The following is a 19,808-nucleotide window of genomic DNA, read 5'->3' on the forward strand; positions in this document are numbered from 1 at the left end:
CCACCTCAGCCCCGTCGCATCGGGATCGCGACGCCGTGCGCCTGGGCGAACGCGGCCGCCTCGTCGTAGCCGGCGTCGACGTGGCGGATCACGCCCATCTCGGGATCGTTCGAGAGCACGCGCTCCAGCTTCTCGGCGGCGAGCGGGGTGCCGTCGGCGACCGTCACCTGGCCGGCGTGGATGGAGCGGCCGATGCCGACGCCGCCGCCGTGGTGGATCGAGACCCAGCTGGCCCCGGAGGCCGTGTTCACGAGCGCGTTGAGCAGCGGCCAGTCGGCGATCGCGTCGGACCCGTCGCGCATGGCCTCGGTCTCCCGGTAGGGGCTCGCGACCGAGCCGGAGTCGAGGTGGTCGCGGCCGATGACGATCGGCGCGCTCAGGGTGCCGTCGGCCACCATCTCGTTGAAGCGCAGGCCCGCCAGGTGGCGCTCCCCCGCTCCCAGCCAGCAGATGCGGGCCGGCAGCCCCTGGAACTGCACGCGCTCCTGCGCCATCCGGATCCAGCGGTGCAGGTGCGCATCCTCGGGGAAGAGCTCGAGGATCGCCTCGTCGGTGCGGCGGATGTCCTCGGGGTCGCCCGAGAGCGCCGCCCAGCGGAACGGCCCCTTGCCCTCGCAGAAGAGCGGGCGGATGTAGGCGGGCACGAAGCCGGGGAACGCGAAGGCGTCGTCGAAGCCGCCGAGCTCCGCCTCGGCGCGGATCGAGTTGCCGTAGTCGAAGACCTCGGCACCGGCCGCCTGGAAGCCCACCATCGCCTCCACGTGCCGCGCCATCGATGCCCGCGCCCGCTCGGTGAAGCCCTCGGGATCGCGCTCGCGCTCGCTGTGCCAGTCGTCGAAGGCGACGCCGCTGGGCAGGTAGGCCAGCGGGTCGTGCGCGCTCGTCTGATCCGTGACGATGTCGATCGGCGCGCCCATCGCCAGGAGCTCCGGCACGACGTCGGCCGCGTTGGCGTGCAGGCCGATGCTGAGCCCGCGGCCCGCGTCCCGCGCCTCGACGGCGCGCGCCAGCGCATCCTCGACGTCGCGCGCCTCGACGTCCAGGTAGCGGTGCTCGATGCGGCGCCGGATGCGGCTGCGGTCGACCTCGAGGCAGATCGCGACGCCGTCGTTCATCGTGACGGCGAGCGGCTGCGCCCCGCCCATCCCCCCGAGCCCCGCGGTGAGGGTGATGGTGCCGCCGAGGCTCTCGCGACCGAGCGCCCTGGCCACGGCGGCGAAGGTCTCGAAGGTGCCCTGCAGGATGCCCTGCGTGCCGATGTAGATCCAGCTGCCGGCCGTCATCTGGCCGTACATCGTGAGCCCGGCGGCCTCGAGCCGACGGAACTCGGGCCACGTCGCCCAGTCGCCCACGAGGTTCGAGTTGGCGATCAGCACGCGCGGCGCCCATCGGCTCGTGCGCATCACGCCCACCGGTCGGCCCGACTGCACGAGCAGCGTCTCGTCGTCCTCGAGGCTCGTCAGCTCGCGCACGATGGCGTCGAAGCTCGCCCAGTCGCGCGCGGCCTTGCCGGTGCCGCCGTAGACCACGAGCTCGTCGGGGTGCTCGGCCACCTCCGGGTCGAGGTTGTTCATCAGCATGCGCAGGGCGGCCTCCTGCTGCCAGCCCTTGGCCGTCAGCTCGGTGCCGCGCGCTGCGCGGACGATGCGTGCGCCTTCCATGGTCTTTCCTCTCTGCGTCGATGGTTCCGCCTTCCGCTTCGCAGGCGATCCCGGGTGCCCGAGGGTGATGCTCCTTCGGAGCGCACTGGCCGCCTGCGAAGTGCTAGGGCGCGGTGGGGTCGGTGTCGTGTCGGCGAGGCGCCCGGGCCTCGACGGTGTCGAGCAGGCCGGCCTCGACGAGCGCGGCGCCGCCGACGGTGAAGGCGAGGGATGCATCGATGTCGCGGGCCAGGAACCGGTCGGGACCGATGCCCGGCACCAGCCGTCGCAGCCCCTCGATCACCCGCCCCGTCCTGGGGCCGGGTGCCGCGTCGCGCAGCTCGATGCCGCGCGCCGCCGTCATGAGCTCGATCGCGAGCACCCTGCCGAGGCCGTCGACCGCGCGCCGCAGCTTGCGTGCCGCGCCCCAGCCCATGGACACGTGATCCTCCTGCATGGCGCTCGAGGGGATCGAGTCGACGGATGCGGGGCATGCGAGGCGCTTGAGCTCGGAGACGATGCCCGCCTGCGTGTACTGGGCGATCATGAGGCCGGAGTCGACGCCCGGGTCGTCGGCGAGGAACGGCGGCAGGCCGAAGCTGCGCGCCGGGTCGAGGAAGCGGTCGCTGCGGCGCTCGCTCATCGAAGCGACGTCGGCGATCGCGATGGCGAGGAAGTCGAGCACGGCGGCGATGGGTGCGCCGTGGAAGTTGCCGTTCGAGACGACGCGGCCATCGGCGAGCACCACCGGGTTGTCGATGGCGCTGGCCAGCTCGATCTCGGCGACGCGCGCCGCGTGGGCGGCGGTGTCGCGGGCGGTGCCGTGGACCTGCGGGGCGCAGCGCAGCGAGTAGGCGTCCTGCACGCGCGTGTCCTCCGGCCCCTTGTGGCTCGCGACGATGGGGCTGCCCTCGAGCAGCGCGGCGATGGTGGCCGCGCTGGCGATCTGACCGGGGTGCGGGCGCAGCGCCATGAGCTCGGGGGCGAACGGCGCATCGGTGCCGAGCAGCCCCTCGACGCTCATCGCGGCGGTCAGGTCGGCGGTGTCGAGCAGCGTGTCGAGGTCGGCGAGCGCGAGGCAGAGCATGGCCAGCATGCCGTCGGTGCCGTTGACGAGCGCGAGCCCCTCCTTCTCGGCGAGCACGACCGGGCTCAGGCCCGCCTGGGCGAGCGCGGCCGCGGCATCCATCGTCACCGGCTCGGCCGTGCCGGGCGCTGCGCCCGCGCGCTCGACGCTGACGACGCCCTCTCCCATCGCGGCGAGCGCGACGTGCGAGAGGGGTGCGAGGTCGCCGGAGCAGCCGAGCGAGCCGTACTCCCCCACGATCGGGGTGATGCCGGCGTTCAGCATGCCGGCGTACAGCTCTGCCGTCGCTCGGCGGATCCCGGTGCGGCCGGTCGCGAGCGTCTGCAGCCGCAGCAGCATGAGGCCGCGCACCACCTCGCGCTCGACCGCCTCGCCGCTGGATGCGGCGTGCGAGCGGATGAGCGACTGCTGCAGGCGCGTGCGGTCGGCGGGCGCGATGGCCGTGTTCGCGAGCGCACCGAAGCCGGTCGAGATGCCGTAGTGCGGATGCGGGTCGGCGGCGAGCCCGTCGATGACGGCCCGCGCATCGTCGATGCGGCGCAGCGCTGCGGCGCTGAGCTCGACGCGCGCGTCGAAGCGGGCGACCCGGACCACGTCGTGGCGGGTGAGGGGGGCGTCTCCGATGACCACTGGCATGGCCCCATTCCACCGCTCCCGCCCACCGAGCGCACCCGCGTGCGCCATACTCGTGTCTGAGATCTCAGACTGACTCGAGCGCAGAGGGGGCGGGCGATGGCGGTGCCGCGCATGCCGGCGGCGCGCGGCGCGCTCCGCGTGCTGGTGCTCCTCGCCGAGCAGGCGGGGCCCGTGCGCGCGTCGACGATCGCGCGCGAGCTGGGCCTGCCGCGCTCCAGCGCCTACCAGCTGCTGCAGGTCATGCGCGACGAGGGCTTCCTCGTGCACTACCCGGAGCTCGGCGCCTGGGGTCCGAGCGCGCGGGTGCAGCAGATCGGCTCCCGGGTCGCGGCCGCGACGCGGCTCGAGCGGCTCGCGCAACCCGTGCTCGACCGGCTCGTGCGCGCCTCGCCCGTCCCGGCGACGAGCCACCTCGCCGTGCTGGCCGGCAGCGATGTGGCCTACGCGGGGCGCGGCGCCGGGCCGCGCTCCCCGTCGACCGTCTCGCGGGTCGGGGTGCGCCTCCCCGCGGTGCGGACCGCGACCGGCAGGGCGATGCTCGCAGCGCTCGGGCCAGACCAGGTGCGCGCGCTGATCCCGCGCGACCGGGACCTGGTGGGCGAGCAGCCCTCCACCCGGGCCGCGCTGGCGACGATGCTCGCCATCGCGCGGCGCCGAGGCTGGGCGGTGGAGGAGGGCGAGGTCGATCCCGCCTACGCCTCGGTCGCGACCGCGGCGCGCGACGCGACGGGGCAGCCGGCCGCTGCGATCGGCCTCACGTTCCGCATCGACGGCGCCGAGCCAGGGGTGCGCACGGAGCTCGGCGCGCGATGCGCCGAAGCCGCCGCCGAGCTGACTCGGAGGCTCGGCGGCGGCTGAGGGCGTCGATGCCCCTCAGGGCTGCGCGCGATCCGTGTCGTCGAGGGCGCTCGCGTCGCCGGCCGGGTCGCCGACGGGCGCGGCAGGATCGAGGGTGCCGGGGCCCTGCGGCGCAGCGGGTGCCGCGGGGGCGGCCGGTGCACCCGCGCCGGCTGCGCCCGAGTCGGGCTCGGCATCGCCCGCCCCGACGGCGCCACCGGGGACATCGGGTGCGCCCGGACCGGGATCGAGCCGCTGGCCGGACCCGTCCTCGTGACCCGCGGGCTGCTCGGCCTCGAGGCGCTCGATGCGCGCACGCTGCTCGTCGATGCGCGCGAGCCCCTCATCGACGGCGCGGTCGTAGCGCTCGCCCGTCGTGTCGGCGATGAACGCGCTCTGGCCGTCGCGCTCGGCGTTCGGGTAGGGCAGCCCGGGCTCGCCGCCGGCGGGCAGCTGCACGTCGTCCTCGGGCGGGTGGTCGCCGTCGCGCTCCTGCATCCTGCCCTCCACCGGTCCGGTGCCCACGGGCAGATCCGGCTCGTCGTCGAGGGGCTGATCGCCGCCGTCGCGGATAGGGCTGTCTGCCATGCTCGCACCTCCGTGTTCGCGCCGGCGCCGGTGCGCCGGCTCCTGCCAGCCAAGCACCGCCGGCTGAGAGCCAGGTCGGTGCCGCGCTCGCCTCGGCGCTGCCCGCCTCAGCGCTGGAGCAGCCACCAGATGCCGACCGCGGCCTGCGCCACCGCGATCACGAGCGCGATCGCGACGAGCACGACGTGCACCGTCAGGAACCGGGTGGGGCGACCGGAGGCATCCCTGGCCCGCTCGTCGCGCACCACGCGCCGCAGGAACGCCGGCCAGACGAGCACGCTGAAGGCTGCCCCGACGAGCAGCAGCACCGCGCCCGCCGTGCCGACCGGGTCAGGCATCGGCGGCCTCCTCGCCGCCCCGCCGGTGCGCGATGCGCACCAGCTGCCGCAGCACGGCCTCGTCGACGTCCTCCAGGCGCTGCACGTACACGCAGCCTGCGCCCTCCGTGTAGCCGCCGCCGAGCTCGGGCAGCAGCGCAGCGCCCTCGGCGTGGTCCTTCAGCCCGTAGAGCGAGACCGCGGCCTTCCGCGGCGAGAAGCCGACCGACATCCACTCACCGGCCGTGCGAGAGCTCGGCGCCGGGGAGGCGTAGTGATAGCTGCCGAAGCCGACGATCGACGGCCCCCACATCACGGGCTCCTCTCCTGTCTCCTCGCGCATGAGCCGCACCAGCCGGCGCCCCTCCTCGACCCTCCGGGCCGGCTGGGCCGCATCGATGAAGGCGTCGACGGATGCGTCGGTGGGCCGGGTCTTCGCAGCTGCCATGCCACCATCCTGCACCGGTCGGCGCCGGCGCGCACGACGAAGGGGGCCCGGCAGCTGCCGGACCCCCTTCGCGCAGTCAGGTGACTACTTGTTGATCTTCGTGACCGTGCCGGCGCCGACGGTGCGGCCACCCTCGCGGATGGCGAAGCCGAGGCCCTCCTCCATGGCGATCGGCTGGATCAGCTCGACCGTCATGTCGGTGGTGTCGCCGGGCATGACCATCTCGGTGCCCTCGGGCAGCGAGATGACGCCGGTGACGTCGGTGGTGCGGAAGTAGAACTGCGGGCGGTAGTTCGTGAAGAACGGGTTGTGGCGGCCGCCCTCGTCCTTGGCGAGGATGTACGCCGTGCCCTCGAAGTTCGTGTGCGGCGTGACCGAACCCGGCTTGACGACGACCTGGCCGCGCTCGACGTCCTCGCGCTTGGTGCCGCGGAGGAGCAGACCGCAGTTCTCGCCGGCCCATGCCTCGTCGAGCTGCTTGTGGAACATCTCGATGCCCGTGACCGTGGTCTTCTGCGTCGGGCGGATGCCGACGATCTCGACCTCGGAGTTGATCGCGAGCGTGCCGCGCTCGGCGCGGCCCGTGACGACCGTGCCACGGCCGGTGATCGTGAAGACGTCCTCAATCGGCATGAGGAACGGCTTGTCGCGGTCGCGGACCGGGTCCGGGATGTTGTCGTCAGCAGCCTGCATGAGCTCGAGGATCGCGTCGACCCACTTCTCCTCGCCCTCGAGCGCCTTGAGCGCCGAGACGCGGACGACGGGGGCGTTGTCGCCGTCGAAGTCCTGGCTCGAGAGCAGCTCGCGGACCTCGAGCTCGACGAGCTCCAGGATCTCCTCGTCGTCCACCATGTCCGACTTGTTGAGCGCGACCATCAGGTACGGCACGCCGACCTGCTTGGCGAGCAGCACGTGCTCGCGGGTCTGCGCCATGGGGCCGTCGGTGGCGGCGACCACGAGGATCGCGCCATCCATCTGCGCCGCACCCGTGATCATGTTCTTGATGTAGTCAGCGTGACCCGGCGCGTCGACGTGCGCGTAGTGGCGCTTCGGCGTCTCGTACTCGATGTGCGAGATGTTGATCGTGATGCCGCGCTGGCGCTCCTCGGGAGCCGAGTCGATCGACGCGAAGTCGCGCTGCACGTTGGTCGCCGACGGGTGCTTGTCAGCCAGGACCTTCGAGATCGCTGCCGAGAGCGTGGTCTTGCCGTGGTCGACGTGACCGATCGTTCCGATGTTGACGTGCGGCTTGGTCCGCTCGAACTTGGCCTTAGCCACTGTGTCCTCCTAGGACTGTTCTCATGAGTGCACCGCCGCGTCCGCGGCGATCCTTCGGGGTGGTGTTGATCTATCGTACTTCGACTGCGGATTCAGGGAAAACCGAGCCGTTCGGCGGGTGCTGTCGGGGCGCCGTCTCCGCCGCCCCGACAGGCTCACTCGCCCTTGCTCTTCTGGACGATCTCGTCCGAGACGACCTTGGGGACCTCGGAGTAGGTCGAGAACTCCATCGAGTAGACGGCCCGGCCGGAGGTCTTCGACCGCAGGTCGCCGACGTAGCCGAACATCTCGGACAGCGGCACGAGGGCCTTGACGACCTTCACGCCCTGCGCGTCCTCCATCGACTGGATCTGCCCGCGACGCGAGTTCAGGTCGCCGATGACGTCGCCCATGTACTCCTCGGGCGTGCGCACCTCGACCGCCATGAGCGGCTCGAGGAGCACGGGCTGAGCCTTGCGCGCAGCCTCCTTGTACGCCATCGAGCCGGCGATCTTGAACGCCATCTCCGAGGAGTCGACGTCGTGGGCCGCGCCGTCGAGCAGCGTCGCCTTGACGCCGACCGTCGGGAAGCCCGCCAGCACGCCGACCTGCATGGCGTCCTGCATGCCAGCGTCGACCGAGGGGATGTACTCACGGGGCACGCGACCGCCGGTGACGGCGTTCACGAACTCATAGGTCTCCTCGCCGGAGAGCTCCATCGGCTCGAGCTTGATCTGGATCTTGGCGAACTGGCCCGATCCACCCGTCTGCTTCTTGTGGGTGTAGTCGAACTTCGCGACGGTGCCCTTGATGGTCTCGCGGTACGCGACCTGGGGCTTGCCGACGTTGGCCTCGACCTTGAACTCGCGCTTCATGCGGTCGACGAGGATGTCGAGGTGCAGCTCGCCCATGCCCTTGATGACCGTCTGACCCGTCTCCGGGTTGTTCTCGGTCCGGAAGGTCGGGTCCTCCTCCGCCAGCTTCTGGATGGCGAGGGAGAGCTTCTCCTGGTCGGCCTTCGTCTTCGGCTCGATGGCGACCTCGATGACGGGCTCGGGGAACGTCATCGACTCGAGCACGACCTGGTTGGACGGGTCGCTCAGCGTGTCGCCGGTCGTGGTGTCCTTGAGGCCGATGACCGCGTAGATGTGGCCAGCGCTCATCGCGTCGACCGGGATCTCCTTGTTGGCGTGCATCTGGAAGATCTTGCCGATGCGCTCCTTCTTGCCCTTGGTCGAGTTCGCGACCGCGGCGCCGGAGTCCACGTGGCCCGAGTAGACGCGCACGTAGGTGAGCCGACCGAAGAACGGGTGCACGGCGACCTTGAAGGCGAGCGCCGCGAAGGGCTCGTCGCGGTCAGCGTGGCGCTCGATGATGACCTCCTCGTCGCGCACGTCGTGGCCGGGGATGGCCGGCACGTCGAGCGGGGTGGGCAGGTAGTCCACGACCGCGTCGAGCATCGGCTGCACGCCGCGGTTCTTGAACGCCGAGCCGCACAGCACGGGGTAGATCTCCGAGGCGACCGTCATCTTGCGGATGGCGGCCTTGATCTCGGCGACCGAGAGCTCCTCGCCCTCGAAGTACTTCTCCATGAGCGCGTCGTCGGTCTCGGCGACCGTCTCGAGCAGGGCCGTGCGGTACTCCGCGGCCTTCTCCTTGAGGTCGGCCGGGATCTCCTCGATGGCGTACTCGGCACCCATCTTCACGTCACCCTTGGCGTCGCCGCGCCACGTCTTCGCGTTCATCTCGACCAGGTCGACGATGCCCTCGAAGTTGCTCTCGGAGCCGATCGGCAGCTGGATGACCAGCGGGCGAGCGCCGAGGCGGTTGATGATGGTGTCGACCGTGAAGTAGAAGTCGGCGCCCATCTTGTCCATCTTGTTGACGAAGCAGATGCGGGGCACGTCGTACTTGTCGGCCTGTCGCCAGACCGTCTCGGACTGGGGCTCCACGCCCTCCTTGCCGTCGAAGACGGCGACCGCGCCGTCGAGCACGCGCAGCGAGCGCTCGACCTCGACCGTGAAGTCGACGTGGCCGGGGGTGTCGATGATGTTGATCTGGTGCTTGTCCCAGAAGCAGGTGACGGCGGCCGACGTGATCGTGATGCCGCGCTCCTGCTCCTGCTCCATCCAGTCGGTCGTCGAGGCGCCGTCGTGGGTCTCGCCGATCTTGTGGTTGACGCCCGTGTAGAACAGGATGCGCTCGGTCGTCGTGGTCTTGCCGGCATCGATGTGGGCCATGATGCCGATGTTGCGGACCTTGTTCAGGTCGGTGAGCACGTCCTGTGCCACAGGGTTCCTCCGATGAGTGGATGGATGCGTTGAGGTCGGTGCTGCGCGGGCCGCCGGCGGCGGCCCGCGCAGGGGATCACCAGCGGTAGTGCGCGAAGGCCTTGTTCGACTCGGCCATCTTGTGGGTGTCCTCACGACGCTTGACCGCGGCGCCGAGGCCGTTGGACGCGTCGAGGATCTCGTTCATGAGGCGCTCGGTCATGGTCTTCTCGCGACGCGCCTTGGCGTAGGAGACGAGCCAGCGCAGCGCGAGCGTGTTCGCGCGGTGCGGCTTGACCTCGACGGGCACCTGGTAGGTCGAGCCGCCGACGCGACGCGACTTCACCTCGAGGGTCGGACGGATGTTGTCGAGACCCTTCTTGAGCACGACGACCGCGTCCTGGCCGGACTTGGTGCCGACGCCGGCGAGCGCGCCGTAGACGATGCGCTCGGCGAGGCCCTTCTTGCCGTCGAGGAGGATCTTGTTGACGAGCTGCGAGACGATCGGTGCGCCGTAGACGGGGTCGGCAACGACCGGGCGCTTGGGGGCGGGACCCTTGCGAGGCATTACTTCTTCTCCATCTTCGCGCCGTAGCGGCTGCGAGCCTGCTTGCGGTTCTTCACGGCCTGGGTGTCGAGCGCGCCGCGCACGATCTTGTAGCGCACACCGGGGAGGTCCTTCACACGACCGCCGCGGACGAGCACCATCGAGTGCTCCTGGAGGTTGTGGCCCTCACCGGGGATGTACGCGGTGACCTCGGTGCCGTTCGAGAGCTTCACGCGGGCGACCTTGCGGAGCGCGGAGTTCGGCTTCTTGGGCGTGGTCGTGTAGACGCGGGTGCAGACGCCGCGCTGCTGGGGGTTCGACTTCAGAGCGGGCGCCTTGGTCTTCGAGACCTTCGGCGACCGACCCTTGCGGACCAGCTGCTGGATAGTGGGCACGTTGCTTCTTCCTGCTGCACGGTGACAGCGCTTCGATGTGGTGGTCCGGCTGCGCCGGCTCCATCGGGGATCCACCCGTGAGCGCTCTCGCGCGCAGCATCGTTCGGTGGTGGATATGCCGTGGGGGTCACGGACGATCGTCCGCATCCCGAGTGCGCGGTCATGCTCCTCGCGCATGGCGCAAGGCGCGCTTGCGCGCACACCCGATCAAGATTAGCGCCACCCGGCACGCACGGTCAAGCGCCGCGTCGAGCACCCTTCGACCGCTCGTGGTCGAGCCGCCACCAGTCCCCGAGCCGCGCGGCAGCCGCCTCGATCGCCTGCTGCTCGTCGATGAGCCCTCGGTCGACCAGCACGGCCAGCATCTGCTCCCGCTCGGCCAGCAGCCTGCGCTGCTCGTCCTCAGGCAGGGCTCGCAACCGGTCGCCCAGCGCGGACCGCTCCTGTTCCTTCGCAGTGCTGGGACCGGATGCCGAGATGCGCGCGATGAGCCCGAAGAGCGCGAGCGCACCGCTCAGCACGATCGGCAGCAGCACGGCCGGCAGCTCGGGCGCAGGGGTGCGATCCAGGTGCCACCAGGCGGCTGCGGCGGATGCTGCCACACCGAGCGCGGTCGCCGCGAGGCCGTTGCCGTCCTTCGGCCTGCCCCTTCGCCACCAGGCGGCGATCGCCCAGAGGTGGCCGAGCGCGGCGGCCCAGAAGCACAGCAGCACGATCCACCGCTCCGTCTCGGGCGCCAGGGCACCGGTCCCCGAGAACACGTCGGCACCCGACCCGCCCAACGGGGCCAGCAGGCCACCGAGCGGCGCGACCAGAGCGATGCCGACGAGCAGCCGCAGCAGCGCGCTGCCGGGGGTGCTCACCGACACCCCGGGCGTGTCGACGGCCTGCTGGACCTCGAGCGCGGCGAGCTCGGAGCCAGCGGGGAGGTCGTCCTCGCGCGCACGGCGGAGTGCGGTCGTCACGGCGTCCCGCCCTCCCGAGGCGCCGACCACCGCACGGTGGAGGCGCAGATGTCGAACAGCGCGTGCAGCCCTTCGACGCGCTCGTCCTCGCGCGGCATCGAAGCCGGCCGCCCATAGGTCGCCAGCAGCTCGATCGCTCGCTGCCTGCGGGTGCCCGGCACCGGCGTGATGTAGTGGGTGGTCGAGATGATCGCCTCGAGATCGTCGATCTCGCGCGCGCTCTCGGTCTCGAAGCGAAGGGTGCGCAGGTCCCCGTGCAGCGGCTGAGCGTCGAAGCGGCGGATCACGTGCTGCACGTAGTCGTCCAGCCGCTCATCCTCCGTGCTCCTGCGCGCATAGGCAGTGATGGACGTGGGAGCGCCGACCTGCCCGAGCCCGTGCTCATCCATCGGGATGAACAGCGCGACGGCACCGTGCTCCCGCATGGCATCGAGGCTCTCCCGCAGCATCGAACGAAGTCCCGCGGTGAGGTCGGGCCGGCCTGTCTGCATCATCCGCTCGCCCATCCGACGCTCCAGCAGCCGCTGACCGGCTTCGTCGGTCGCGATCCTGGCCCAACCGCTCGGGACGGTGAGGTGGAACTCTGGTGCCCGCGCGGCGCCGAGCGCTTCACGCAGCGACACGGTCTCGGTCTCGCCGCGGCCGCCGCCTGGGGTCGCACCCATCGCGGGTCCTGTCACGACTCCTCCTGCCCGAGCAGACCCTCCGCCTGCAGGCGGAGCGCGTGCCACTCGGACTCATCGTCGACCATCGCGCTCGACGACGGCTGCGCGACGAACGGCGCGCCACCCGGCAGCGTCACTCGGATGCTCATGACGAGCCCGTGCAGCCCCGCGAGGATGCGGGTGAAGAAGAACAGCGGCACGGTGTCGACCTGGACGAACAACGAGCGGGTGCCGTCGTCGAACACGACCCCCCAGTCGACCACGCGCACGCCTTCGGCGTCATCCGCGTGCTCGTCGCGCTGTCGCACCACCATGATGCCTGGACCGGCAGCAGCGCCGTCGTAGGGGATCAGGCTGAAGCCGAGCGCAGCGAAGTCGGGCAGCGCAGCGCTCTCGGTCATCGAGATCCGGATGCGACCTCGCGCCGGCACCTGGAACGGCCACGCCTCGAACACGAGATGGGCGTCCGGGCGCTGCTCGAGCGATTCCAGCAGCATGGTCGGGACCATGAGGTCCGCGCGGTCGTCCCACGCATCCCCCCACGCGTCCCGCAGCTCTCCGACGGACTGCTCCAGCCACTGCTGGCGCTCGTCCACCTCGAGAGCCTCCGGGATCTCGATCCAACCCGCTTCGGTCGTCGTCGCCTCGATGCCCCCGCGCTCCGCTCCCATCACGGTTGCGACCATAGCAAACGCACGCGGCTCAGAAGATGGTGCGGATGATGGGGTTGCTCTTCCGCCAGCTCGTGTTGTCATCGCCGGTGAAGCCGTTCGAGATCGTCGTCGCCCAGTCCTGCACCTTGAACACGTGGTTCGCCCCGGTGAAGGCGCCCTCGTACATCACGCCCCCGAAGCGCATCACGCGCTCCGCGCCCCGCTGGAAGAAGTTCGCCCCGGTGTCGCTCGCCCACTTCGAGATGTCCATGTTGTCCTTCCACATCGACTTCCAGCCGGGCCCGTTCTTCCCTGTCAGCATGGCGGTCAGCCCGTCCCGGAATCCGCGGGACGCGCCCTCGCCCCAGCCCTCGACGTTGGACTTCTTCAGGGCGTCCCAGCCCTTCTTGTACGTCTGCGGGTTGAAGTTCTTGCCCATCTCCTTGACGAACTTCATCTTCTCGCCGGCCTGGAACAGCTTGCCCACCTTGCCGAACGGTATGACGTCGACCACGGCCCAGGCCACATCGCCCCAGCTGCGATCCCCGGCGAAGGCGAGGATCGCAGTGCCGATGAGCGCCAGCACCGCGATCGCGGCGGCGATCGCGGCGAGGATCGGGCCGCCGATGATCAGCGCGAGGATCCCGACGATCAGGCCGGCCCACTTGAGGACCTCCAGCGCTGCGCCGATGAACTGCTTGACCTTCTCCCACGTAGAGTCCTTGAGATCGTCGCTGAATCCGTCGTCGCACTTGTCGACCGCGGAGTTCCACGCCTCTTCCCAGGTGTCGTACGCGGCGTCGTACGAGTTCGCCGCCTCGATCCAGTCATCCCACGCCTGGGCCTTCGCCAGGTCCTCGGCCTCCTGCGCCTCAGCCTCGGGGCTGCCTTCCTCGGGCTTGCCGATCCCGAGGAAGTACGTGGTCCCGTTCTCATCGCCGGGCAGATCCCGGTAGAGCTCCCACGCATCCAGAGCGGTCTGGTATCGCGTGTTGATCTGCGTGCTGATGGTGTCGCGGACCTCTGCGCCGTACTCCTTGAGCGCAGTGCCGATGGGCTTGTACATCTCGCTCGCGAGGTGCAGCTGGACGTGCGCATCGCCGACCTTGTTCCGCAGCTCGTCGACGGACTTCCCCTGCTGCCCGTCGCTGCCATCCGCGAGGGCCTGCATGATGTCTGCAGCGGTGTTCATGTAGGTACCCAGGTACCAGATGTCCCACCCGAGCGAGACGATGTCGCTGCCGTCCTGGTGGAACTGGCAGATCTCACGCGTCTGGGTGGTGTACGGCCAGCGGCTCATGTGCTCTTCCTCTTGTGCGGGCGGATGCTGTGACCAGTGATCGGATCAGCGCCGGGTCGGCGCGAGCGTCATCAGGCTGGCGGATCCTCGCCGCTCTCGAACTTCGAGGCGGCCTCCTCGTCGAACTCCTGGAAGGCCTCGTAGATGGCCTGACCGTGGTCACGGATGCCGATGAGCGATTCGGTGAGCTTGCCGCGCTTGTAGCTCCAGCGGCTCTCTGCCTCGGAGGCCTTGCTGGGCAGCTCAGTGCGACCGAACGGGTACCCCACGGTGTCACGGATCTCGTTCGACCGGTCGCCAGCGCTCTCGAACTCGTCGATGATGCTGGAGAGCCGTTCGACGAGCCGCTCGAGCTCCCAGTACTTGATGAGCACATCGTTCACGGTGCGCTGCCCCCTCTGCGGTCAACTGCTGCTTGCGTGTGGCGGATCCGTCGCCGGCCGTGGTGTTCCCGTGTCCGGGCTCATGCTCGAGCCCGATGTGCCGCGATCGGGATCGCGAGCGCGATCCCGATCGCGAGCACGGCGGTTCAGCTGCCGCCGGCCATGCCGACGTCGGTGTCGTCGATGGTCGACGCCATGTCGCGCAGCGCCTGCGCCATGTCCTCGACGCCCTGCGACGCCTCCTTCATGCCGTCCGTGAGGTCCTGGTAGCCGTCGCGGTACTTGCCCGAGGCGTGCTGCGTCTTGAAGCCGTCCTCCACGAGCTCGTCGACGTAGCCCTGCAGCTTCTCGAGGAGATCGACGATGTCCTGCTTGCCGGTGTCGAGGTTGGAGGCCGTGGCCTCCATCTCGTCATATGATGCGCCGAAGTCGGTTGCCATAGGTCTACCTTTCTCAACTGAGGTCAGTGACCCTGATCCGGGCCAGCGAGTTCCAATCTAGGAACCGCGCGCCGCGACTGCAATGGGGAGACCTACCCATGCGTCTGCGCCGGCCTGGACGAGTGCGACGCGACGGCCGGCTCTGGCGCGACGGGGAGCTGCAGGGTGACGTACTTGCCGTGCTGCACGAACATGCCGCGGCCGACGGGATACTCCGAGCGCTTGATGCGGGGGAAGGGCACCTTGAAGACGCTCTCGCCGTCGTACGTGTCCGGCTGGAGCGCGATGCCTTGGCGGCCCGACTTCCACTCGCCCATCGCACCGCTGCTGCTGCCCGAGCGGGAGATGTCGGCTTCGCCGAAGAGGACGTGATCGCTGTTGTTCACCGCGCTCATGAGCGCGCGCAGCGGACGCTCCGCCGGGCCGTCGTTGAGCTGCGCGACGTCCTCGACCACGATCACGATCCGGCCCGGGATGGATTCGTCCGCGACGATCTCCGTCAGCTCCTTCGCGAGCGCTTCGACCTCGGTGGGGCGGACCGCGCTGCGCACCCACGGGCGGAAGTCGGTCAGCTGCGCCCGGCGGCTCCCGAAGTGGAAGAGCTTGATCTCCGGGTCGAAGCGCTCCATCGCGATGACGAGCGAGCGGAGCCCGTTGGTGCGCCCGGATTGCGGCGGTCCGACGATGGCGAAGGTCCCCATCGGCTCGAAGCCGCGCGGGCCCAGCGTGTCCTCCGCGACGCCGAACACCGGCATGCCGTCGACCGTCGGAGGCATCTCGTCCTGCCGGACCTCGACCGGCAGGGCACCGATCTCCTCGACGTCGACGGCGCCCCGCGCACGCAGACCAGCACCGAGCTCGTCCAGGTGGCGGGCTTGCTCCGCCGTGTTCGAGGTGCCGCCGATGATCACCAGCTGCGTCTCCGCGCCATCGAGCAGCGCGCGGCCTGCTGGCGAGCTCTCGTCGAGCACGTCGCGCGGGACGCCGAGGTAGAGGTAGCCGTTCGCGTCGGCCAGCCTGAGCACGATCTTGCGAGAGATGGCTGACGTGACGCTCCCGGAGAGCGCTGCTGCGCGGTCTGCCGTGATGACGGCGTGCACACCGAGCGCGCGACCCTCGGTGAGGATGCGCATGAACATGCGGTAGAACGGCGATCTCGCCGAGGAGATCTCCCAGTCCTTGCGGAACTCCGCGAAGTTGTCGACCAGCACGAAGATGCGCGACGCGCTCGGCTCCGCGATCGAGCGGAACTCGCTGATGTTCGAGGCCTCGGCAGCCGCGAACGCTCGGGAGCGGCGATCCATCTCGCGATCCAAGGAACGCAGCAGGCGCTGGATCCTCTCCGCATCATCGCCCTCGATGATCGATCCGACATGGGGCAGGCGAGCGATCGCGAGCAGCGCGCCCGACCCGAAGTCGAGGCCGTACACCTCGGCCCTGCCGAGCTCTGGGCGCATGCCTGCTGCGGCCGCGATGGTCTTGAGCGCCGCCGACTTCCCCGAACCCGAGGAGCCGAACACGATCATCGAGCCGTCCTTGTCCGGCTCGAAGTAGATCGGCAGCTGCTGCTGCCGCTCGGGCAGGTCGGCGAGCCCGAGCAAGACCTTCGAATCGCCTTCGATCGGCAACGATGCGATGTCGATGCAGGTCGGCAGGTCGTCGAGCCACGGCCGCCGTGGAGCAGGGATCGCTGCGTGCGCAGAGGCCGCGATGAGCGACTGGACGATGCGCTTCTGGTCGTTCGGTCCGAGATCGACGTCGTGCGACTCCGACTCCGACTCCGCAGCGCGCTGGATCTCCCACACGGTGATCGAGCCGAAGCGCAGCTCGGCGACACGCACCTCAGCGGCGACGACCTCGTCCTTCGAGGACCAGCCGCCTGCGTAGGCCGACTGGAACGGCACCAGTCGCCCGGGGCCGGTCTTCGCGATGCCGCGACCGGGGATGCTCGGGTCGAACGATGCCGCCACGGTGTCGTCGACGACATCGCGCGAATCCGACTCATCGGCCATCCGAAGCGCAACGCGCAGGTTCGTGTTCGCGCGCAGGTTGTCCTTGATGACACCCGCCGGTCGCTGCGTCGCCATGATCAGGTGGATGCCGAGCGACCTGCCGCGCTGCGCGATGTCGACGACGCCGTCGACGAAGTCGGGCACCTCCTTCGCGAGCGCCGCGAACTCATCGATCACCAGCACGAGCGCAGGCGGCGTCTCCGGGTCCTGCCGCTTCTCCAGCTCCAGCAGATCCTTGGCCTTCTTGCGGTTGAAGAGGTGCTCGCGATGGTGGAGCTCTGCCTTCAGGCTCGTGAGCGCTCGCCGCACGAGGTGGGGGCTCAGGTCGGTCACCAAGCCGACGCAGTGCGGCAGCTCGACGCAGTCGGCGAACGCGCTGCCGCCCTTGTAGTCCACGAACAGGAACGTGACCCTGTCGGGACTGTGCGCTGCGGCCATGCCGAGCACCCACGCCTGCAGGAACTCCGACTTGCCGGCGCCGGTGGTCCCGCCGACGAGGGCGTGCGGGCCTTGCGTGCGCAGGTCGAGCGTCATGACATCGCTCGCTCCCTGCCCCATGACGGCGCGCAGGTTGCCGGCCCGCTTCAACCGCGGCAGCTGCGCTCCGGAGCGGTCGATGATCGTCGAGTTCTGGCGCCAGCGGTCGACCACCGCGATGGGATCCTCGGCGACCTCATCGCCGACGAGCGAGAGCAGTGTGACGGAGCCAGGGATGTCGGAGTTGTCGCTGATGACGATGCTCGAGTCGACCACGGGCGCCAGTCGCTTGGCGAACATCCGCATGTAGTCGAGCGATACGCCCTCCGTGACGACACCCTCCTTGGCCTCGCCTGCGCGCACGGAGCCGACCGTCGCCTGGTCGAGCCCGCCGGTCACGTCGACGAACGTGCGGCACGCCGCCGGCAACGACTCCACCGTCGGCGCGACGAACAAGCCGTGGACACCGGCATCGGCGCCCCGCTCGAGGATCTGCGTCAGGCGAGCGCGGTCGACGGGAGCATCGCCCGTGACGATGACGATGACGGAGATCGGCGTCCTGGGCTTCTTCGCCTCCCCGGCTCGGGCGACGTCCGTGCCGTACTCCATCGGAGTCCAGGTCTCCTTCATCGGACCCCGCGGCTCCGGCGCCTTGGTGCGCTGCATCACGTACTCCTCGAGCGCGTTCAGCAGCGCCGCGCCGGTCGGTGCCGAGTCCGCGAGCGGGAGGTCCTTGAACGGGCTCGTCTCGCTCGTCGTGTGCGGCAGCCACTTCAGCCAGTCGAGCTCCGGCGTCCAATCGGGATCGCACATCGCCACCGCGACGACCTCGTTCGGCGCGTGGAGGCCGAACAGCTGCACGGCCAGGCCACGCAGCGCGTCCGCCGCCATCCCCTTGGTGCCCGCGATGCCGATGGAGCCCGCATCCTTCAGCGTCTCGAACGCGGGGACGTCATCGACGAACTGGAACCGCTCGCGGAGGCGGTCGACACGATCCATGTACTGGGGAAGGCCGCTGCCCTCCTCCTCGGTGCGCTCGCGGATGGTCAGGCGGGACTCGTCGCGACAGCTGCCCAGGCGCACGCCGAGGAAGTTCCAGTGCTCGGGTCGACGCGTCCACAGCATCGGACCGAGGCGCATGGCGTGCTCGAAGACCTCCGCGACCGGCGGCGCCTCCTGGTTGCGAACCCCCACCTCGATCGGCTGCTCGCGGTAGAAGCGCTCCTCGAGCGCCTCGTACTGCTTCTCGAACAGCTGGATCTCGATCTTCTGCTTCTGACCGAACTGCCGCTTGTTGTTGATGAAGTTGCCGAGGAACATCAGCGGCGTCATGAAGGCGATGAGGATCGAGCGGACCCGTCCCGTCAAGGCATAGAGGGCGCCGGCCATCAGCAGCGGCGCGACGAGCATGGGCCAGGGGAAGAGCTTGTCGGTGATCTCCTTCGGCAGCGTCGGCGGCTTCAGCGCCTCGCCGGGGAAGCGGGGCTCGACTCGCGGGCTGCGGTTGAACATCAGGGCGCCACCGCGCTCGAGCACAGGGTCCTCGCCGGACGCATCGAACGCGTCGGCGAAGTAGACGACGAAGTCGGAATCGCCGATGGTGAAGGGCTGGCCCGGGATGACCGTGAGCCGCATGACGAGGTCGCCGTCGACCATGATGCCGTTCGACGAGCCGAGGTCGACGAGCTCGACGTGCGCCCCCACCTCGACGCGGGCGTGCCGCTTGGACACCAGGGGGTCGTCGAGCACGATGTCGTTCGCGGCGTCGCGACCGATGCGCCAATGACCCTTGGCGAGCGAGAACTCCTGCCCCTGGAGCGCGCCGCTGACGGCGCGCAGCACCGCCACGACCTCGACAGCGCTGCCGGGAGCCGCGCCGAACCTGCGCGGGTTCGCCCCGAGGTTCACGACTTGGGCGTGGAAGCCCGAACCGATCGCCGCCTCGGCGACCAGCACGTCGGGCTGCAGCTCGGCGAGCTGCTCCTCGGTCGGCGGAGCGACGGCGAGCGTGAGGACGTCGTCGTCGTCGAACAGCACCGCATGGGTCGGGTCAGCGAGCGCGATGTGCTTCGCGACATCCGAGATCGTCGCGGTCGAATCGGCGGTGATGAGCACGTCGGTCGGCTCGGCCGTCGATCGGTGCAGCGTCAGCTTGATCTTCACTGGGCCTCCTGCCCCTCGTCGTCTGCCGCACGCAGCCCAGGGTCGTCGAGCAGGTCGAGATCCGCGCGCGTGACGAGCTGCGAGGAGACGGCGTACTCCACCAAGCGGGCTCGCCGGTTGCTCGCCAGCTTGCCGACACCGCCGCGCAGCCCCTGCACGCCCATCCGATCGAGCTTGTCGCAGACGTTGTCGAGCTTCCGGTTGAATCGGCTCATCGTCCAGCCCAGCCGCTCAGCAGCTGCGCCGCTCGATGGGAGCTCGCTCACGCCCACGCCGTCGCGCCGCAGCATCGGCTCGGCGAGCGCGACGATCAGCAGCTTCTGCAGCTGCGTGAGACCCACCGGCATCACCGTGGTCTCTCCCGCGCTGCGACGGCGGTGATCGGCCGACATCGCGAACGATGCGTGATCGGAGTGCAGAGCGAGCTCATAGGTCGTGGGTCCGGCAGTGAACACGATCGAGCACTCGGAGAACACGAGCGGCAGGCGGGCGCCCGGCGAGAGCCACGACTGCACCGCTCCCCCGCCCGACGAGATCGTCGCCGACAGCCGAGAGCCCACGTTCGACAGCCACCACAGGCCGTCCTGGTAGCGGAGGTCCAGGAACTCCCGGTGGAGGTACTGGTTGTCGTCCACGGTCAGGTCGCCCTCGCGGCCGATGACGAACGGACGATCCGGATCGAGCGTGATCCACTCTCCCGCGAACTCGAGCTGCAGCTGCGGCACTCC

At 69.9% G+C, this 19,808-nt stretch carries 18 protein-coding genes; 1 reads left to right on the plus strand and 17 read right to left on the minus strand.

The features are described 5' to 3' along the window. Positions 1-5 precede the first annotated feature (5 nt). Together hutU and hutH are read right to left on the minus strand one after the other, a co-directional pair. Positions 6-1,661 carry a urocanate hydratase gene (gene hutU / locus AA0Z99_RS09790; RefSeq protein ID WP_413316899.1) on the minus strand — a complete coding sequence of 552 codons (1,656 nt, stop codon included), beginning with the start codon at positions 1,659-1,661 and terminating at the stop codon, positions 6-8. Positions 1,662-1,764: 103 nt separating this feature from the next. Continuing rightward, entirely contained in the window at positions 1,765-3,363 is a 1,599-nt protein-coding gene (gene hutH / locus AA0Z99_RS09795) for a histidine ammonia-lyase (protein ID WP_413316900.1), read from the minus strand. A 96-nt stretch (positions 3,364-3,459) separates the two neighbouring features. Between hutH and AA0Z99_RS09800 the strand changes: the two genes are divergently transcribed. Then, on the plus strand, positions 3,460-4,221 hold the full coding sequence (locus AA0Z99_RS09800) for an IclR family transcriptional regulator (protein WP_413316901.1): 762 nt from the start codon (positions 3,460-3,462) through the stop codon (positions 4,219-4,221). A gap of 15 nt (positions 4,222-4,236) precedes the next feature. On the opposite strand, the gene AA0Z99_RS09805 is transcribed toward AA0Z99_RS09800, so the two are convergent. From AA0Z99_RS09805 to AA0Z99_RS09875, 15 genes are all read right to left on the minus strand, one after another. Further along, positions 4,237-4,788, minus strand: coding sequence for a hypothetical protein (locus AA0Z99_RS09805; protein ID WP_413316902.1), 552 nt, complete (start codon positions 4,786-4,788; stop codon positions 4,237-4,239). A 107-nt stretch (positions 4,789-4,895) separates the two neighbouring features. Further along, positions 4,896-5,126, minus strand: a complete 231-nt coding sequence (locus AA0Z99_RS09810; protein WP_413316903.1) for an SCO4848 family membrane protein — start codon at positions 5,124-5,126, stop codon at positions 4,896-4,898. Then, complete coding sequence (locus AA0Z99_RS09815; protein ID WP_413316904.1) at positions 5,119-5,553, minus strand: DUF1801 domain-containing protein; 435 nt, start codon at positions 5,551-5,553, stop codon at positions 5,119-5,121. Before AA0Z99_RS09815 ends, AA0Z99_RS09810 begins: the two co-directional genes overlap by 8 nt. 84 nt (positions 5,554-5,637) lie before the next feature. Beyond that, positions 5,638-6,831, minus strand: a complete 1,194-nt coding sequence (tuf, locus tag AA0Z99_RS09820) for an elongation factor Tu (RefSeq protein WP_413316905.1) — start codon at positions 6,829-6,831, stop codon at positions 5,638-5,640. A gap of 155 nt (positions 6,832-6,986) precedes the next feature. Continuing rightward, positions 6,987-9,101, minus strand: coding sequence for an elongation factor G (gene fusA / locus AA0Z99_RS09825; protein ID WP_413316906.1), 2,115 nt, complete (start codon positions 9,099-9,101; stop codon positions 6,987-6,989). A 76-nt stretch (positions 9,102-9,177) separates the two neighbouring features. Further along, complete coding sequence (rpsG, locus tag AA0Z99_RS09830) at positions 9,178-9,648, minus strand: 30S ribosomal protein S7 (RefSeq protein ID WP_072315044.1); 471 nt, start codon at positions 9,646-9,648, stop codon at positions 9,178-9,180. Continuing rightward, complete coding sequence (rpsL, locus tag AA0Z99_RS09835) at positions 9,648-10,022, minus strand: 30S ribosomal protein S12 (protein ID WP_413316907.1); 375 nt, start codon at positions 10,020-10,022, stop codon at positions 9,648-9,650. Before rpsL ends, rpsG begins: the two co-directional genes overlap by 1 nt. A 236-nt stretch (positions 10,023-10,258) precedes the next feature. Beyond that, the gene (locus tag AA0Z99_RS09840; protein ID WP_413316908.1) at positions 10,259-10,987 is read right to left on the minus strand and encodes a hypothetical protein; all 729 of its coding nucleotides are present in this window, start codon (positions 10,985-10,987) and stop codon (positions 10,259-10,261) included. Then, the gene (locus AA0Z99_RS09845) at positions 10,984-11,667 is read right to left on the minus strand and encodes a hypothetical protein (protein ID WP_413316909.1); all 684 of its coding nucleotides are present in this window, start codon (positions 11,665-11,667) and stop codon (positions 10,984-10,986) included. Before AA0Z99_RS09845 ends, AA0Z99_RS09840 begins: the two co-directional genes overlap by 4 nt. Beyond that, positions 11,664-12,326 carry a hypothetical protein gene (locus AA0Z99_RS09850; protein WP_413316910.1) on the minus strand — a complete coding sequence of 221 codons (663 nt, stop codon included), beginning with the start codon at positions 12,324-12,326 and terminating at the stop codon, positions 11,664-11,666. Before AA0Z99_RS09850 ends, AA0Z99_RS09845 begins: the two co-directional genes overlap by 4 nt. A gap of 28 nt (positions 12,327-12,354) precedes the next feature. Further along, entirely contained in the window at positions 12,355-13,605 is a 1,251-nt protein-coding gene (locus tag AA0Z99_RS09855; protein ID WP_413316911.1) for a hypothetical protein, read from the minus strand. A 71-nt stretch (positions 13,606-13,676) separates the two neighbouring features. Next, positions 13,677-13,988 carry a hypothetical protein gene (locus AA0Z99_RS09860; protein ID WP_413316912.1) on the minus strand — a complete coding sequence of 104 codons (312 nt, stop codon included), beginning with the start codon at positions 13,986-13,988 and terminating at the stop codon, positions 13,677-13,679. Between the two features lie 146 nt (positions 13,989-14,134). Continuing rightward, the gene (locus AA0Z99_RS09865; protein ID WP_413316913.1) at positions 14,135-14,428 is read right to left on the minus strand and encodes a WXG100 family type VII secretion target; all 294 of its coding nucleotides are present in this window, start codon (positions 14,426-14,428) and stop codon (positions 14,135-14,137) included. A gap of 92 nt (positions 14,429-14,520) precedes the next feature. Beyond that, entirely contained in the window at positions 14,521-19,080 is a 4,560-nt protein-coding gene (locus AA0Z99_RS09870; protein WP_413316914.1) for an FtsK/SpoIIIE domain-containing protein, read from the minus strand. After that, positions 19,077-19,805: a hypothetical protein gene (locus tag AA0Z99_RS09875; protein WP_413320832.1), complete on the minus strand. Its 729-nt coding sequence runs from the start codon at positions 19,803-19,805 to the stop codon at positions 19,077-19,079. The genes AA0Z99_RS09870 and AA0Z99_RS09875 overlap by 4 nt, the downstream gene beginning before the upstream one ends. Between the last annotated feature and the right edge of the window lie 3 nt (positions 19,806-19,808).

This window comes from Agrococcus phoenicis, from assembly GCF_047302415.1.
In the GTDB taxonomy this organism is placed as follows: Bacteria; Actinomycetota; Actinomycetes; order Actinomycetales; family Microbacteriaceae; genus Agrococcus.